General features: G+C 61.4%; 16 protein-coding genes. 1 reads left to right on the top strand and 15 read right to left on the bottom strand.

Annotated features, from left to right (window positions below; genetic code table 11):
* Positions 1–98 precede the first annotated feature (98 nt).
* From L6637_RS28335 to L6637_RS28310, 6 genes are read right to left on the bottom strand one after another with little or no spacing between them, the layout of a single operon-like run.
* Positions 99–1,037: an ABC transporter substrate-binding protein gene (locus tag L6637_RS28335; RefSeq protein WP_128929645.1), complete on the bottom strand. Its 939-nt coding sequence runs from the start codon at positions 1,035–1,037 to the stop codon at positions 99–101.
* A complete protein-coding gene (locus L6637_RS28330) occupies positions 1,034–2,128 on the bottom strand; it encodes an LLM class flavin-dependent oxidoreductase (protein WP_128929646.1) in 1,095 nt (364 codons plus the stop codon). The genes L6637_RS28335 and L6637_RS28330 overlap by 4 nt, the downstream gene beginning before the upstream one ends.
* Positions 2,129–2,156: 28 nt before the next feature.
* Positions 2,157–3,329, bottom strand: a complete 1,173-nt coding sequence (locus L6637_RS28325; RefSeq protein ID WP_128929647.1) for an acyl-CoA dehydrogenase family protein — start codon at positions 3,327–3,329, stop codon at positions 2,157–2,159.
* Positions 3,323–4,105 carry an ABC transporter ATP-binding protein gene (locus L6637_RS28320; RefSeq protein WP_128929648.1) on the bottom strand — a complete coding sequence of 261 codons (783 nt, stop codon included), beginning with the start codon at positions 4,103–4,105 and terminating at the stop codon, positions 3,323–3,325. Before L6637_RS28320 ends, L6637_RS28325 begins: the two co-directional genes overlap by 7 nt.
* A complete protein-coding gene (locus L6637_RS28315; RefSeq protein WP_128929649.1) occupies positions 4,099–5,115 on the bottom strand; it encodes an ABC transporter permease in 1,017 nt (338 codons plus the stop codon). The genes L6637_RS28320 and L6637_RS28315 overlap by 7 nt, the downstream gene beginning before the upstream one ends.
* Complete coding sequence (locus tag L6637_RS28310; RefSeq protein WP_128929650.1) at positions 5,093–6,193, bottom strand: ABC transporter substrate-binding protein; 1,101 nt, start codon at positions 6,191–6,193, stop codon at positions 5,093–5,095. The genes L6637_RS28315 and L6637_RS28310 overlap by 23 nt, the downstream gene beginning before the upstream one ends.
* Positions 6,194–6,670: 477 nt before the next feature.
* Between L6637_RS28310 and L6637_RS28305 the strand changes: the two genes are divergently transcribed.
* Positions 6,671–7,651: an ABC transporter substrate-binding protein gene (locus L6637_RS28305; protein ID WP_128929651.1), complete on the top strand. Its 981-nt coding sequence runs from the start codon at positions 6,671–6,673 to the stop codon at positions 7,649–7,651.
* A 213-nt stretch (positions 7,652–7,864) separates the two neighbouring features.
* Here the strand turns inward: L6637_RS28305 and L6637_RS28300 are convergent, their stop codons facing one another.
* From L6637_RS28300 to L6637_RS28260, 9 genes are all read right to left on the bottom strand, one after another.
* Positions 7,865–8,155, bottom strand: a complete 291-nt coding sequence (locus tag L6637_RS28300) for a WGR domain-containing protein (RefSeq protein ID WP_232995584.1) — start codon at positions 8,153–8,155, stop codon at positions 7,865–7,867.
* A gap of 332 nt (positions 8,156–8,487) precedes the next feature.
* Positions 8,488–8,805 (bottom strand): hypothetical protein, encoded by a 318-nt coding sequence (locus L6637_RS28295; RefSeq protein WP_128929652.1) that lies wholly within the window; start codon positions 8,803–8,805, stop codon positions 8,488–8,490.
* Between the two features lie 1,306 nt (positions 8,806–10,111).
* Positions 10,112–11,344 (bottom strand): type II toxin-antitoxin system HipA family toxin, encoded by a 1,233-nt coding sequence (locus L6637_RS28290; RefSeq protein ID WP_128929653.1) that lies wholly within the window; start codon positions 11,342–11,344, stop codon positions 10,112–10,114.
* Positions 11,344–11,724 carry a helix-turn-helix domain-containing protein gene (locus tag L6637_RS28285; RefSeq protein WP_128929654.1) on the bottom strand — a complete coding sequence of 127 codons (381 nt, stop codon included), beginning with the start codon at positions 11,722–11,724 and terminating at the stop codon, positions 11,344–11,346. Before L6637_RS28285 ends, L6637_RS28290 begins: the two co-directional genes overlap by 1 nt.
* A 202-nt stretch (positions 11,725–11,926) precedes the next feature.
* Positions 11,927–12,103: a hypothetical protein gene (locus L6637_RS28280; RefSeq protein WP_232995585.1), complete on the bottom strand. Its 177-nt coding sequence runs from the start codon at positions 12,101–12,103 to the stop codon at positions 11,927–11,929.
* A gap of 310 nt (positions 12,104–12,413) precedes the next feature.
* Positions 12,414–13,145 carry an enoyl-CoA hydratase/isomerase family protein gene (locus tag L6637_RS28275; protein ID WP_232995649.1) on the bottom strand — a complete coding sequence of 244 codons (732 nt, stop codon included), beginning with the start codon at positions 13,143–13,145 and terminating at the stop codon, positions 12,414–12,416.
* Positions 13,146–13,186: 41 nt separating this feature from the next.
* The gene (locus L6637_RS28270; protein WP_164933837.1) at positions 13,187–13,762 is read right to left on the bottom strand and encodes a cysteine dioxygenase family protein; all 576 of its coding nucleotides are present in this window, start codon (positions 13,760–13,762) and stop codon (positions 13,187–13,189) included.
* 1 nt (position 13,763) lies between these two features.
* Positions 13,764–14,954, bottom strand: coding sequence for a CaiB/BaiF CoA transferase family protein (locus L6637_RS28265; RefSeq protein ID WP_128929657.1), 1,191 nt, complete (start codon positions 14,952–14,954; stop codon positions 13,764–13,766).
* A gap of 73 nt (positions 14,955–15,027) precedes the next feature.
* The gene (locus tag L6637_RS28260; RefSeq protein WP_128929658.1) at positions 15,028–16,434 is read right to left on the bottom strand and encodes an MmgE/PrpD family protein; all 1,407 of its coding nucleotides are present in this window, start codon (positions 16,432–16,434) and stop codon (positions 15,028–15,030) included.
* Positions 16,435–16,452: the final 18 nt, after the last annotated feature.

The following is a 16,452-nucleotide window of genomic DNA, read 5'->3' as shown; positions in this document are numbered from 1 at the left end:
AATTGCTTGACCTAATGCGCGAGCGCGCTATCCGCGATAGTTGCTTCGTGTCGGCGGCGGCTGCTACGGAGCACCACGCATATTCTCGCAAAGAAGCATCAGAACCCCGCCTTTCCGATCGCATCAGCAAACGAACGATCGACGATCTCCGCCGCAACCAGCTTCTGCTTGATGAGGCCCCAGCGGAAATACAGATCAATCGTGCCCTGCTCGTCCGCAACCACGCCGTCGTCGATCGGCGCGATCCGGATTTTTGCGCGCGAGAGCCAGTTCTGCGGTACTGATGTCGGGATGTTCATCCACTTGCCCCAGGTCGCGGCATAGCTGTCGATATTGTTCAGCGACCACGCGCGCGCCGCGGTGAGGCGACGGATGAAGTCGTTGAGCTCGGTGCGCTTGTCCCTGATGGCATCGGATCGCGCCACCTGGAAGCTGAGGCCCGGCGTCAGGCCTTCCGAGGTGATGATGCGGCGCGATTTGAACAGCACCTCTTCCTGGCTGACGTACGGCTCCCAGGTCGACCAAGCATCGACCGAACCTTGCGTGTAGGCGATTTTGGCATCGGACGGCGCCAGGAATGCGATCTGCACGTCACCGGCACTCCAGCCGTTCTTTTCGAGCGCGGCCAGGATCAGCTGATGCCCGATCGAGCCACGGCCGGTCGCGATCTTTTTACCGCGCAGGTCGGCGAAGGTCTTGATCGCCGAGCTCTCGGGCACGAGGATCGCGAGCCCCTCGCGCGTCTGCCGGATCGCGGCGATCGCCTTGACGGGCGCGCCGGAGGCGGCGGCGAAAGTGAAGGGCGCGTCTCCGACCAGCCCGGTCTCGATCGCGCCGGCGCTGAGCGCTTCCAGCAGCGGCGCCGCGGCCGGAAACTCCTTCCATTCGATCTTGTAGGGAACGTCGTTGAGCAGGCCCGCGGCTTCCATCACCGCCCGCGCATTGCCCTTCTGGTCACCGACGCGCAGCGTCGTCTGCGCGCTGGCGAGACCGGCGCCCGCAAGGGCGAGCGCCAAAGCAGCGATGAGCCGGATCATTCCGCCGCGATGCCCCGTTGCTGGTCGCGTGTCGCGATCAGCTTGCGCGTCAGCGGGATCAGCTCGCGGCCGTAGTCGATGGCATCGGGCAGCGGATCGAAGCCGCGGATCAGGAAATGGCTGACGCCAAGATCATAATAATCGGCGAAGACCTCGGCGACCTGCTCGGGCGTGCCGACCAGCGCGGTGGTGTTGCTGTTGGCGCCGGTGAGCTTTGCGATCTCGGTCCACAGCCGCTTGTCAATGCGCGCGCCCTGGTCAGCCAGCGCCAGGAGCCGCTTGGCGCCGTCGGTGGCGTGGTTTGGCCGGCGATAGCCGGTCTGGTCCTGGAGCGCAGTTGCGCGTTCGAGGATGTGCTCCGCCTTCTGCCAGGCCTTCTCCTCGGTCTCAGCGAGGATCGGCCGCACCGACAGGCTGAAGCGCGGACTCGGCCGCCCGTGTTTCGCAGCCGCTGCGCGCACCCGCGCCGTGACGTCGCGCACCTGCGCATAGGACTCGCCCCAGAGCGCAAACGTGTCGGCATACTTGCCCGAGACCTCGATCGCGGCATCCGAGCCGCCGCCGACGAAGGTGTAGATGCCGCCCTTCTGCAGCGGCTTCACCTGGGAGAAACCGTTCTCGACGGTGTAATATTTGCCGCTGTAGTTGAACGGCTTTTCGCTGGTCCATTCCAGCCTGACCACGTCGAGGAATTCGCTGGTGCGGGCGTAGCGTTCGTCCTTGTCGTCGAAGGTGTTGCCGTCCTGACGCAGCTCGGCGGCATTGCCGCCGGTGATGACGTGCAGCGAGACGCGGCCGCCATAGAGCTGGTCGAGCGTGGCGAGCTGGCGCGCCAGCAACGTCGGCGCGGTGAAGCCCGGCCGCTGCGCAATCATCACCTTGAGCTGTTTGGTGATGGTCAGCACATGCTGGGCAACTTGCAGCGCATCCGGCGTGGTGGAATGAAACGCGAGCAGCGCGCGGTCGAAACCGGCAAGCTCATGTGCTTTTGCCACCGTCTCGATATAAGCGGGATCGAGGATCGGTCCCTGGCGCACGATGGTCTCGGAAGCATTGCTGTTGGCGATAAAGCCGATGAACTCGACCGACATGATAATCTCCCTGTTGTTTTCGGAAAGGCTAGAGGCCCAATGCGGCGCGGCCGAGGCCGGTGCGCGTGGCATCGTCCTGCGGCGTGTGCACGCGCCCGCACAGGACATCGCGATAATGCCGCTCCAGCGGATTGCTGCGGGATAGGCCGTGATTGCCGGTCAGCGACAGCGCGTCCTCGACCGCGGCGACCGCATTGTTGGTGACCGTCAGCTTGATGACGTTGGATTCGCCGTTGGAGAGATCGACGCCGTCGTCGAAGTCGCGGGCGAAGGTGTCGAGCAGCCGAGCATTAACCGCGAGCCTGGCCTCGATCGCACCGAGGATTTCCTGCGCGCGCGGCAGCGTGGCAAGCGGCGCGCCGAGGCTGGCGGGCACGCGCTGCTTCAGGAACTGGACGAACCAGTCGCGCGCCGCACGGGCAATACCATCATAGATCGCGGCGACGAAGACGGTGTGGACGGTCGCCTGCGCGACGTCGGGGGCGCGCCAGTCGGCGGGCTTGCGGACATCGACCTCGGCGTCGAGCGGGATCACGACGTCGTCGAAAATGACGTCATGGCTGCCGCTGGCGCGCAGGCCGTGATGGTCCCAGGTCTCGACGATCCGCGTTCCCGGCAGGCCTGCCGGCACCAGGAACTGGCCCACCCGCGGCTCGGCTTCGTCGGTCCGCGCCCATACCAGATACCATTTCAGGATCGGCGCGCCGGTCGAGTAGATCTTGTGGCCAGAGAGCCGCCAGCCGGTCTCGGTGCGGCGGGCCACTGTCGCCGGCAGGCCGCCCCGCGCGGGCGAGCCGAGTTCGGGCTCGACCCGGAGCGCATTGATGAGCGCGAGGCCCTCGACGCTTTCGCGCGCAAGCTTGCGCGACAGCCGCGCCGGCCAGGTCGGGCTGCGCGCCATCACCAAATGATTGATGTAGTGCATCGACAGCACCAGCGCGGTCGACGGATCGGCCTTGCCGATGATGCCGAGCACACGCGCGGCATATCGTGCGCCCGCGCCGGCCCCGCCGAGAGCCGCCGACACCGTCAGTGACAGCAGGCCGGCTTCGGAGAGCTCGCGAAAGTTCTGGAAGGGAAAGCTGGCGGCGCGGTCGTGCTCGGCTGCGCGCACGGCAAAGCCCGGCGCAAGCGCCTCGGCGCGCGCGATATAGTCGGGTTCGCCATGCGCCACCCGTCCCTGAGCGATAGAAGTCACCATGTTGCATCCAATCCCAGCAGGCCAAGAATCTGGCGGCGCAGGTCCGCAAGATATGGATCGCCGCGATGGCGCGGATAGGGACGGTCGACGCGGATGTCGGCCTTCACGCGCGCCGGACGCTCGCTGAAGACGATGACGCGGTTGGCGAGCACCAGCGCCTCCTCGGCATCATGCGTGACGAGGAGCGTGGTAAAGCCCTTGCGCTGCCACAACGAGACCAGCTCGGCCTGCATGGTGATGCGGGTCAGCGAGTCGAGCTTGCCGAGCGGCTCATCCAAAATCAGGATCTTGGGATCGTTCACCAGCGCCCGCGCCAGCGCCACGCGCTGCGCCATGCCGCCGGAGAGCTGGTGCGGATAGGCATTGCGGAACGACGACAGTCCGACGAGATCGAGCGCATCATCGACACGCTGCCGCTGGCTCTTCAGAATGCCCTGGGCTTCGAGGCCCAGGGCGACGTTGTCCCAGACCGACCGCCAGGGAAACAGGGTCGGATCCTGGAACACGACGACGCGTGACGGATGCGGCCTGACGATGCGGACTTCGTCCTCGCGCAGACTTCCCGCCTTGGGCTTGTCGAGCCCTGCCACCAGCCGCAGCAAGGTCGACTTGCCGCAGCCGGAAGGCCCCAGCAGCGCGACGAACTCGCCGGGCTCGACGGCGATGCTGACATCGCTCAGCACCGGCAGCGCGGCGCCGTCGATGTCGAAGGCATGGCCGACCTGCTCGATGTCGAGCGCGGCACCGGCGGCCGGATGCACGATTGCCTCTACCATTTCACGGTCCCCTTCTGCCAGACCAGCAGACGGTCGCGGATCGCAAACAGCAGCGTGATCGCGCCGGAGCAGAGCAGCGACATCACGATCAGCGCCGCATACATGTTGGCATAGGCAGCCCAGCCCTGCGCCCATTGCAGGTACCAGCCGAGACCGGCCTTTACGCCGATCATCTCGGCGACGACGAGCACGGCAAAGGAGGCGCCGAGCCCCATGAACAGCCCAACGAAGACGTGCGGCAGCGCGGCAGGGATCGCGACCTTCAGCACCAGGAAGGACGGTTTTTCCCCGAGCGTCCGCGCGACATCGTAATAAGCACTGCTGACACTCGCGACGCCCGACCATGTCAGCACCGTGACGGGAAAACCGGTCGCGAGCGCGATCAGAAAGGTCGACGCGCTCCAGCTCGAGGGGAAGGTGAAGAACGCGATCGGCAGCCAGGCGGTTGCCGGCAGCGGCCCGATGAAGCGCAGCACCGGGTGCACCCAATAGCCGACCGCGCGCGACCAGCCGATCGACACCCCCGTCAGGAAGCCGACCGCAGCGCCAATGATGTAGCCGCCGAGCTGCAGCTTGACCGAGGCGAACAGGCTGTCGAGCAGCTTCGGCAGATCGTCGGTATAGACCTCGATGATCGCCTGCGGCGGCGGGAAGAACGGCAGCGGCAGCCAGGCAAACTTGGCGGTCGCGACCTCCCACAGCGTCAGGAACGCGCCGAGCGCGATGAGCCAGGGCGCGCGCTGGCGCAGCGCCCTGCCCGCCGTGCCCAGATAGTCGGCGCCGACGGTCCCGAACAACACGACCGCGGCAATGACGAGCGCCGCGATGCCGAGCGAATGGGTGCGCGACCAGTCGCCGACATCCTCCCACCACAGGCAGGAGAGGCCGAAGGCAATCCACGCGATGCTGGCGAAAACCCCGGCGCCGGACTCGCGCACCCAGCTGGCAAACGCCGTCGTGGTCCGCGGCGCGCCGGAGGCGAGCCCGTCAGACAGAGAATACGTCGACATAGATGCGCTCCGCGAATTTGGTCGTATCGGTGCTCTGCTTGAAGACCTGCACGCTCTTGAGATCGTCGGCGTAAGCCTTCAGTTCGCGCTTGAGCACCTCACCGGTCGGATGATGATGGTGGGTGTGGTAGCGCACCATGCCCTCGATATCGGCGAGCGTTGCGGCCTTCGGTGCGTAGGGCTGGAATGACTTTGCCGCGACGGCCGGATTCTGCGAGGTGAACATGGCGGCGTCGAGCAGCGCCTGAGTGATCGCACGCGCGACCTGGGGTTCTTCGCGAACCAGCGAGCCGCGCAGGCCGACGATGCAGCAGCTCTTGTCGCGATAGTCGCCATCGAGGTTGGAGGCGACCTCCCTGTACTGGGTGTCCTTGAGCCAGAGATAGGCAAGCGGGTCGGACGACAGGAAAGCCTGCACCTCGCCCTTCTGGACCGCAACATCGAGCAGATTGCCGGGATAGGCGCGCCAGTCGACGTCCTTGTTAGGATCAATGCCGAGTTTTGCCAACTGGATCGAGAAGAAGTTCTTGTCGGGACCAGCGAGATCGCCGACCGCACCGATCTTGCCCTTGAGATCGGCAAGCTTGTTCACGCCGGAATCGGCGCGGCTCAGCACGCGCATGCAGCCGCCATGGGTGCCGGCGGCGATCTTGACGTCAAAGCCCTGCTCGAGCGGTTTCAGCCAGCGCAGCGCCATGCCGAGACCGGCATCGCTCTTTCCGGTCGCGATGGCCTCGAGCAACTGGTCGGTCGAACCGGAATAGTTGACGAGCTCGACATCGAGATTCTGCTTCTGGAAGAAGCCGTGCTCGATCGCAACAGGCAGCGGCGCAAGGCACACCGCGCCGGCATTCCACGAGAGCTTTAGCTTGCGCGGGGCTCCCGTGAGCACAGGACCGTCCGCGGCCGTGCGGCATAGCGGGAATTCCGAGAAGTCTATGCCAGGCGCGGGCGCCTGCGGCACAAACGCCTGTGCGCCCAGGGCGCCGAACGGGGCCGCAAAGGCCGCCGCCAGTCCCGCCTGAAGCAAATGACGCCGGTCGAGGCTCGATCCGTTGCGCTTAATGTCGTTTCCCATCAGCCCCACTCCTGAGTTGGCACGCTCCGCCATCGGCACAACTGTTCGCGTTGCGGATGTTCCTGAGGGAGCTGCGTAGAGAGAATATTTTTCGCGGGTCGCTTCCTGCGTCCACGTTGATGCGATGTGCAAATCATGCGGCGCGGGTACCGCATCGTCAATGAAATGGAATTTCGAATCTGGCGCGATGCGAAGTCATTCTCTCCATCGGCACACGCAACAACGATGAAACGATTTTCGCTGACGCATCGGCTCCCAGGCAGCTTCACGACTCTGCGAGAGGATCACTGTCACCCAGTCTGAGGCATGCGCACGCCGCTTTTCTGAAAAGCACACATTCATTGAAATGTCCTTGCTCATCGCGCGCGCAATACGGTTGGCCATTTCATTGACTGCGTATCACGCGGTCATAGACTTGATCGTCTCGCCGCATCACGCGCCCACGTGTCGTAACAGGCAAGCAACAAGACAGATCACATGAGCATCAACTCTTCGGACCATTCGATCACGCACCGCCTGGCGGCCTCTCTGTTCGCCGCGGTCGTCACCTTGTCGACGGCAGCCGCGTCGTTCGCGGCCGATACAGTCGTGCTGCGCGTCGGCGACCAGAAAGGCGGTAAACGCTCGCTACTCGAGATCTCGGGTTATGCGAAGGACCTGCCTTACAAGATCGAATGGTCGGAATTCCCGGCGGCAGCTCCCATTCTGGAAGCGCTCAACGCCGGCGCGCTCGACGTCGGCTACACGGGCGATCTGTCTTTCCTCTCCGTCTATGCAGCGGGCGCGCCGATCAAGGCGATCGGCGGCACGCGGTCGGATGCCAAGACGCAGGCGATCCTGGTTCGTCAGGATTCACCGATCAAGTCGGCCGCCGACCTCAAGGGCAAGCGCCTCGCTGGTACGCGCGGCGGCTGGGGCCAGTTCCTGATCGATGCAACCCTGGAGAAGGCGCAGATCAAGCTGGACGAGGCGACCTTCGCGCCTCTCGGCCCTGTCGATGCCAAGGTGGCACTGGTGGCGGGGTCAGTCGACGCCTGGGCGGTGTGGGAGCCCTATGTCTCATTCGCGACGTTGAAGGACAAGGCGCGCGTCATCGCCGACGGCGACGGCCTGACGCCGACCATCACCTTCATCGTCGCCTCCGACAATGCCATCGCCACCAAGCGCGCCGCGGTTCAGGACCTCGTGCAACGGCTGAACAAGGCACGGCTGTGGTCGCTGGACCATATTGCGGAATACGCCAGGAGCACGGCCGAGCTGACCAAGCTGCCGGAGGACGTGCTGATCTCGGCCTACACCGCGCAGCGCACCAGCCCGATTGTGATCGACGAGGGCGTGGTGAAAGAGGTGCAGGAAGCCTCCGACCGCTCGACCCGCTACGGCATCCTGCCGAAGACGCTCGACGTCAGCAAAGCCGTCGACCGCAGCTTCACGGCTGCTGCGGCGGGATCGAATTAGGTTGGCTCAGGTGGCGGCCGTCCGGACGAACATCACCACCGATTCGCTTGAACGCGGGCGCAAAGACGCAGTGTTCGAGCTATCGGGACCTTGAGAAGGGCTCCAACTTCATCTCGATGTTCCGACTTCAAACCAGGATAAGGTAGCTTGACGTAGAGAGCGGAAAGCCTTCCTGATGAGCCTCGATCACGGCGAAGGTACGCTATTGTTGTACTATGGAATACTGCAATTCTCGGAATAGATTCGAAATACCTTCGGATTACTTTGACATACTTTAATTGGAGATTTTCTCCAGATCAGACCGCTTGCCGCACGTCGCAGCCGGCTCCAAGCGAAAGTGCCGCTGTACGTAACCACGACGGGTCTTGCGCTTGAACCAGGACTCAAGCGCCTCTGCACGTGCCCATCGAACAGATCGAGCCGCCGTTGGCCGTGCCCACCGAGGCGGCCCCATTCGCGCACCAATGCTGTATCGCCAAACAGCGTCGGCTCGATCGTCAGCACGTAGAACTTTGCGGGCTTATTGCACGGTGAGTTCGGACATGCGCCAGAATCGCAATTCCCGAATCAACCGTCCAATTAAATAAGTGAATCGACCAGGGCCGACGATTCAGAAATTTCATAACGGCATTTGTGGCAATCGCTGCTGAGCTCGCGATAGGTGACCGAGGCGAAGCCCGCAAGCTCCGGGCCTGTCGGACTTCAACGAAAACGGCGAACGCACCGCGAAACAGCGCCGCGGGTACGACAGGCACGATTTTCTGAACTGCCCCGGGCAAGCGCTGGATCAAGATCATGGCGCCCCTACTCTTCATCTACATCACTGAATATCTCGATCAACGCTCCGGAGATCTTCGGCGAAGATTTGAAAGTTTCGCTTCGCCGCGGGGAGGCCGCTGGTCCTCATCCTCGTAGATCATCTCGTCCATCCGGCGCAAAGCCGTTGACAACGCCGCTTGCAACGCGTCATCGTCCCAAAAATACTTTGCGGCGGCCTCGAGAGAATCGCGAAAGTCACGATACATTCCTGCCTGATCGCTCGAGCTGTAACTTCTTCGCGTGCGACCGACCGACGCACCAAGGTCGGCAAGCCATTCCCATTTCACGTCGGCGCAGAGCCGTTCGAATTCGTCAGAAGGCAACAGTGATCGCACACGTCCATCCTGGAAAATCGACTCGTCGAAGCATTCCAGCGTATTCCCGTATCTCCCTCATCAGGTTTCAATGTCCTCTTCGGACAAAGGACGATTTGTTTGAATCGGGCAAGCAAGCGGATGTTATTGCCGTCAGCCATCGGAATATGCAGGGGAACTACCAAATCTCTGGGCGCGCCTCGACGAAAGTGCGCAGAAATCTTCATCACAGCGCTCGGCTAGGAAGTAATGAAGGACGCTATTGATCGGCACGTCCAATAGTACCTTCTGCGCTCTATGGCGTTCTGACGCATCGACATCGCTGCGACGTCCGCAAAACACGTACGCCAGCAGTCGCTCGGATTTGGCTCCGGGCAGGTATATCTCGACGAGGTCGGGGCCTCCCGCGACGAATAGGCATCCGCGATCGTCGGATGACGAAAGGTCCACCTGTCGCCTTCCTCGTGCTCGGCTATAGCAAGGTCATCCAGCGCGCCAAGAGACGATATCGCCGCGATCATCGATTTGCCGGAAGCCGGATCCCGCGAAGCAAGACGAACCGGTGATCCAGCAGCGCTTCCACGCTCCGTCTATGCGCGTCCGTGGTCGCGAAGCAGCGCAGATTTGTCGCCCATCGCGCCGAGTAGATGTCATGCCTGAAGATAGGCTCCGCCGTCGATGAATTGTCGGAGATGCGTGAGGTTGTAGATTCGCGGAATTAGCATCCTCGGGGACGGGCGGCTCCGAAGCTGGGCCGCGACCCAGTCGCCTCCAAACACGCGACAACGCTGCACACCGGCCTTTTCGAAAGCCTGCAGATGCTTGCCTCGGCAGCTCCCGAAACCCCGGCGTTCGTAATGAAGATGTAATCGCCTGCGCGCCCCCTGGGCAGCGAGCTCCTTGGCATTGCCCGGCTGTCGCGCGCCATGGAAAACTGCCCCCTCAGTTCCGGATGGCGTTTGACACCCGGCTTCTTGGTGAGGTGCGACAGAGATAGACGGGCGGCGGCATTTCCGAAATGCTTGATCTGGATCGTGCACTTTCCGGCGCGGGGCGGCCTCGCCTCCTTCCCAAGCGCCGGGAAATGCTCGTCCGACCGCCATCGTGGGAGGCCAAAAAGTTCTGTATCGGGGACTTCAAATCTTCCGCCACGATGGCGAGGCACAAATCTTGGAATGCCTCCCGTCCGATACGAGGCAAATCGTCGATCGTACCTAAGTGGATAGGGCAGAGGGAACCCGGCCGCGCCTTCGCAAGTCTCTGGCGCATCACTACGTAGTAGTCAAATATGATATATTGAAGCAGATAACATTTCATATATGATGAATTATAGACCAAGCGCTGTGTCGCTCTGATCATGGACGAAGGCGGCTTCGTAGTCGCGCGATTGGGCACGGCCGACCCCTGCCCGTCGGAAAGTTTCCCGCCATCCATCGGACACGCGTTGAGCTGTATCTCGGATGATCTTTCGCGCGTTGGCGTCGGTGATTTCGAAAAACTCGCAGGCCTCGAGGGCGAGCTTGATTGATCGGTCGTGCGTGCCACCTTCCATGATCGCCGTCTCGAGATGCGGGTTGCGATCGGGCGCCGGGTTCACATCGAACATCGGCGACAGACGCCACCGTCCCGAACCGACGTACAGGAAGCCATGGTTCTTCAGATGATCATCCTTGTTCGAAACAAGGATAGTGAAGACCATCCGCCGATAGAGCTCCTCAAAATCGACTTGCGGATCCGGAGCTGACGTCCGCATGAAATCGACAATCTCCGTGTACGAACCGAGCTCTAAGCCTGTCTTCCCGAGCGCCGTTCGGGCGGAGATGTAGGGAATGCGGGCGCGGCCGCGTCGATCGAAACGCTGGACCAGCGCGACCGGAAATTTCGTGTCAGCGAGTTCCAGTCTGACCTCTGGAATGCGGATGCCGCACATCCTGGCAAGGTTCAGCGTCGCGACCTCGACCTGTTCGATCGGGTGCTGATCGTGGACGGAAGTGAACTTGGCAAGCCAGAGAACGTCGCCGTCACGAACGTTGGCTTTGGGCCGAGCCCCGCCCGAGCCGCCGGCTCCGGCAAGAGCTTGCATGTCCGCAGGGGAAATCTCCTTGCCTTGTTCGTAGGCGCGGGCAATCGCCGTGATCGCCTCTAGATCAAGAAGACGCGGTACCGCTTCGTTGGCCTTACCGGTAATGATCTTCCCATGTTCATCGATGAAACGCAGAGCACCTTGCCGGCATGTATCGTCGGACAGTGTGAGATATTCGAATTCAGAGAGGCCATTGCCATAGGCACGTTCAAGCAGTCTGCGCCCCCAGCTGTCGGGCGCAGCATCGGAGAAGACGCCAGCAAGCGCCTCGCGCGAATTGCCAGACTGCGCCGACGCATGAAACGGCCCGCCCTCAAAGGGCATGTTCGGCTGCAATGCGAAAGCACGCGGATCCTTCGCCCAGGCCGGGTCATAGGTGAAGATCGAAAATTGACGAGGCCCGGTCTGCGTGAAGCGTAGTTCACCGACTCGCGTTAAGCCTTCGCCAAGGGCTACTTGGGCGTAGTATTCAGTCATCAGAAGGCCACGCCGTTCGGATCAACATCGTCCGGTTCGTTTTTCCCGTCCTTGTCGCCCTGCCTCTCCTGCTTGCGCAGCCTTGCAGCGTACGATCGACCGCGCTGCGGCAACCGCTCCGACGTCAACGCCAAACCCAGATCGTCTTTCCGTATATCGACGAGATCGGCGAGATTCTCGATAAGCCCGAGAGAGACGAGCACGTCCGCGAGCGTGCCTACGGCGACTCCCGGATCGCCTTTTTCCAGGCGTGCGATGGTGCTAGGCGACGTACCCGCGCGCGCAGCCAAGTCGGCCACAGCCACACGACGGCGCAGGCGAGCCGATCGAAGGTCGTGACCAAGACGTTCAAGCGCGGCATTGGATTTGGGCGAACTCATAATATCACCATATGTGGCGACTAACACTTGTTTATATGCCATATATGACGAATTGGTTTACTTGACAACAGCCTGAGCAGCTCCATTTGGGTCCGGAAGCCGGACATTTCTTCGACGCTCGACGAGACATCGCGCAGCTCTAGCTCGGCCCTGATCACCGGCGTGACCTCGATCCTGACCTGCGCGGCGCCTCTCTGGACGGTCAGCTTGATGACAATCTTTCACCGGCGCTGACGACTTCCGTCACCCGTGCTGCCGGCAATCCTTTCCTGATGGCCGCCGCCATGCGCTCCATCGCCGCATCGATCGGGGCCAGAGATTTGGGGCGCGGAACCACCGGCAGATAGGTGTGGTCGATATCCACCGACAGGCGCGGCATGTCGCGGTGGAAAGGATTGATGGCGGCGCCGTCCTCGAGCGCAAAAGTAGGCTCCGCCGCGACGAATATTTGCTAAATGTAAGCTACTCAAAGACGCCTGGGTCCGTCGACGATCTTGTGTGTGATGAGACCAAACAAGCGGAGTAGGCCGGCAAGCAATATCTCGTCAGATTGTCAGACGTCGCAGCTACCATCTCAAAAGAAGCGATGGTGACCGACCGGACGAAACGTTTCGAAGGTCAAATTGTGGCCGGCCCGAGGTAACATCGTTCACGCTGATTGTTCGGCGAGGTTAGATCACGATCCTATATCAAGGTGACGTGACGGGCCAGATCGATTGGCTTGCCGTTCGGTATGATGCTATTCTTTCCTTTAGGCCGACCTGCGAAGCGGACGCGATGAGCCTCAGCATGTCGAAGCCGTCACCCGTTTCTCCGCGAACGCTGCGAGCACTCGCTGCAGCCATCCAAATCGATTGATGCGTCGAACTATCTAGCCGACAGGCGCGAGCGGTCTCGCTAGACACTGCCCTTTCGATGTCTTCGTAGCCAATTTGTTTCATAGCCAAGCCGGATTCCAGCGCGGATTGCGCATCGACCGTCGCCCCTCCCATGATCCATTCCGCGGCCGTCGCGGCGCCGACGATCTCGGCGAGCCTTGAGGTACCCAAGACAAGGCCGAAATTCGCTCCCGGAAAGACGAACGACGACCCCGGTAGGATCCAACGGATGGCACAGGCGCAGAACAGGTCGGCCCCGGCTCCGATCGCTCGCCCTCGGGCTATTGCCAACGTCGGGAAAGGTGCATTCTTGATCGCCTGGAGACAATATTCGATACGGACGAATCTTGCCAATAGCGTATCGTCTGTTTCCTCCTGGAGTCGCGACAGATCAAAGCCAGTGCAGAAGTTGCGCCCACTCGACTCGACGATCATAAGCCTGGCGCACGATCTTCGTGCCTCCTCTACCTCGCGCGTGAGGGCCGCGATCAAACCTGGGTTCAAGGCGTTGCCTACTTCCGGTCGGTTCAGGCGCAATCGCACGACACCGTCGGCGCGACCGACGAAAAGGTCTTCCGTCCCACTCACTGCGCTGGCGCCCAGAGGTTGGGAGTGAGAGCATTGGAATAACCCGAGACAAACTCTTGGGTCTCACCGAGATCTTTGAAGACATGACGTCGGATTCTCCCGATATTCCCACCGTAGCAGTGGATACTAATGGACACGCGGTCATCGAACGCATTTCGCACTTGATGAATGTCGCCAACCGCTTCCGACACGATTTCCACGTCGCCTGGCTCCAGTCGCTCGGAACCACCGATCGGGTCCATCCCATAGGCCGTCCGGCCGTACCTCTGGTTGATCTCGGATCCTCGCAACATGCCGATGACACCCCACACGGAATGGTCATGGACCGGCGTCTGCTGGCCCGGTCCCCAAACGAAGCTCACGACCGAAAAGCGATCAAGAGGGTCTCCATATAGCAGATGTTGCTGATAGAATTTGGGATCGGACAGCGCCATCGTCTCAGGCAACCAGTCATCCGTTGACACAAGCTCGCTCATCGCCTTCCTGACGCGCGAAACGACTATGACTTCGTCCTGAACGTTTTCGACACAGCGTGTCACCTCGGCCACAAATGCAAGCAGCTTTTGGCTCACCTCAGTCCTCCGACCTTGTTGAAACTCGGTTGAGGTCCGGCTGCCTGCGGCTGTAGGCGTCACGGAACTCCTTTGTATGTTCACCCAGCAGGGGCGGTCGGCTCCGGATTTCAAAGCTTTCGCCGCCGAACTTCAGGGGCGATGCGAAAGTCTGCGTCGTTCGTCCACCCGGCAACTGGAGTTCTTTGATCCATCCCATGTGGCGCGTCTGAGGATCTCCAAGGGCCGCGTCGTAGCTATTAATCCTTGCATGAGGCACACGAGCCTTCGCGAAGGCTCCGATCCAGTAATCGACCGGCTGGGTTTCGAATACGGCCTCCAGCAGCTCCTTGAGGGAGTGCTGGTTCGAAGCCCTGTCAGCGGTGGTAAGGAAACGCCCATCGGTGACGAGATAGTCGCGTCCGACGACACGACAGACCTCGCGCCACAGTCCGTCGTTGCCAGCCGCAATCGCGAAGAAGCCGTCCGCCGCTCGATAAGCCTGGTAGGGCGCATTACGCGGGTGGGCGGATCCCAATCTGCGGGGGAGCAGACCAGTCCCGAAAAATTCACTTGTCTGTAACGCGGCTATACCCAACGTGCAGCCAAACATCGGAACGTCTATGTGAGCGCCGTTGCCCCCCGCCCGAACCCGCACCAGAGCGGAGGTCACGGCAAAAGCGGCGTATAGACCCGACGCAAAATCCGAGATCGGAACTCCGCATTTGACCGGCGCTCCATCGCTTTCGCCCGTTACGCTCATCACGCCAGCAGCGGCCTGAATGGTGAGATCAAACCCACCTTCGTCGGCTCGAGGTCCGGTTTGACCATATGCGGATATCGAGCAGTAGATAAGATCCGGCCTCTCCGCGGCGAATTGCGGATAACCGAGCCCCAAGCGCTCCATCACGCCGGGACGATTGTTCTCGATCAGCACGTCGGCATCGAGCACAAGCCGCCGCGCAATGTCATTGTCCTCATCATTCTTGAGATCCAGGACGATCGATTTCTTGTTGCGATTGAGTGAGGCAAAGTTCTCGCTAAATCCTTCTGTCAACGGCGGCCATTGGCGTAAGCCATCTCCATTTGGCGGTTCGACCTTGATGACGCTCGCTCCCATATCCGAGAGCAGCATGGACGCGAAAGGCCCCGCTGCCGTCGAGCAGAATTCGACTACGCTAACCTGATCCAGGGGAAGTGGCTTCGACGACATATTTTTTTCCGGTCGCAGTCGTTCTGCGCTGAATGGATCACGTGAGGCCGGATGCGTGGTCTTCCGGCCGCACTCACGCGAAGCTCGAAGTGCGGAAAGCGTGGTTTGCCTTTGCTCCGAATCGCAGCAAACCGGTGAACCGGGACAGATGCCCTTCGCTCTCGATATTGTTGATGGCCTCGAAGAGCCTATCGGAGGATACCTTGTCCAATCTAGATTTGCAGCAATCGTCGAATTTTGCTTTGCGGTCGTCGAGGCTAAACGGGTATTTGAGGGTACCGACCGGAAGATCCCGCGACCGTTCCAGCGACCGGCCATTCTTCAACTTGACGGTAATGACATGAGGACGCATTAGGTCGACGTTCTTCTGCTCCTCCGCAGGATCGTAGCAACTGACGGTTGTCAGTCCGAAAAGTCGACGGTATTTTTCCTGCTTGACGGATTGCGGCGTGAAGTGACTGAGCTTCGGAGCACCGTCGACAAGAGCCACGGCCATGCAATATTGCATAGAGAATCTAGCCTCCATTTCGGAGACTGGATTTGTGTACATCAGATTTCGCGAGTTACCGTATCCAATTAGCGTGTTGATGCTTTCGACCTCGTCGGCCTCGAACTTCTCTTGCGCCCTTAGCTCGAAGAACGCGTCTAGAACCCGGTGCGTCGAGGCGCAACACGGATAGCGTTTGAACATGAGACCGCGAGACTCCGCCGTCATCGGCGCGCCCAGTTTCTCGATGTTTTTTCCCCAGCCAGCCGGTCCTTTGCCGCCGAACAATTCGAGAAAGCCCATCCCTCCTTCAAGCGCATTCAGCCGTCCCTCGACGCCGGCCGCGGCCAATTGGGCCGCCTCGATGGCGTGCTGAGCGGCAAGCCCGGCGTGCAGAGGCTTTGCCATGCTGCCAAACTGGACCTTGCACCCAGACGCCATACTCGTCCCGAGGCTGAGCGCATGCGCGAAGCGCCTGGCATCCAGCTTGAGAAGCCGCGCGCAGGCGCCGGCGGCTCCGATGCACCCGATCGTCGAAGTGGAGTGCCAACCAAAATCGTAGTGGCTACGCATCACACCGCTGCCGACCGCGAATTGGAGCTCTAGACCGACCAAATAGGCATCGATTAATTCGGCGCCCGAGGATCCCGCTTGCTCGCCAAGCGCCATGAGGGCCGAGACGAGAACCGAACTGGCGTGATTGACGCCCGGAAGGAACGTATCGTCATAGTCCAATGCATGGCCGGCCGTTCCATTTGCGAGCGCCGCCAGCTGCGGCAACACGGCCTTCTCCTCTCCGACGACCGTGCCAGGACCGGCACTATCGGAGGCGTACACCATCTTGCGGACGTTAGAGGCGCCGAGATCGTTGGATCCCGCTATGATGCAGGCAATTACGTCTTCAACAGCGTGCCGAGCGACGTCTCGCGCTGCCCTTGAATGTTCGAAGGGCGCTTCGGACCCCCACTTTGCAAGATGCTCGATGACCGTCATTGAATATTCTCCTCTCTC

This window comes from Bradyrhizobium zhengyangense (assembly GCF_022012435.1).
GTDB classification, from domain to species: domain Bacteria; phylum Pseudomonadota; class Alphaproteobacteria; order Rhizobiales; family Xanthobacteraceae; genus Bradyrhizobium; species Bradyrhizobium zhengyangense.
This window is presented reverse-complemented; position numbering and strand designations above follow the sequence as displayed.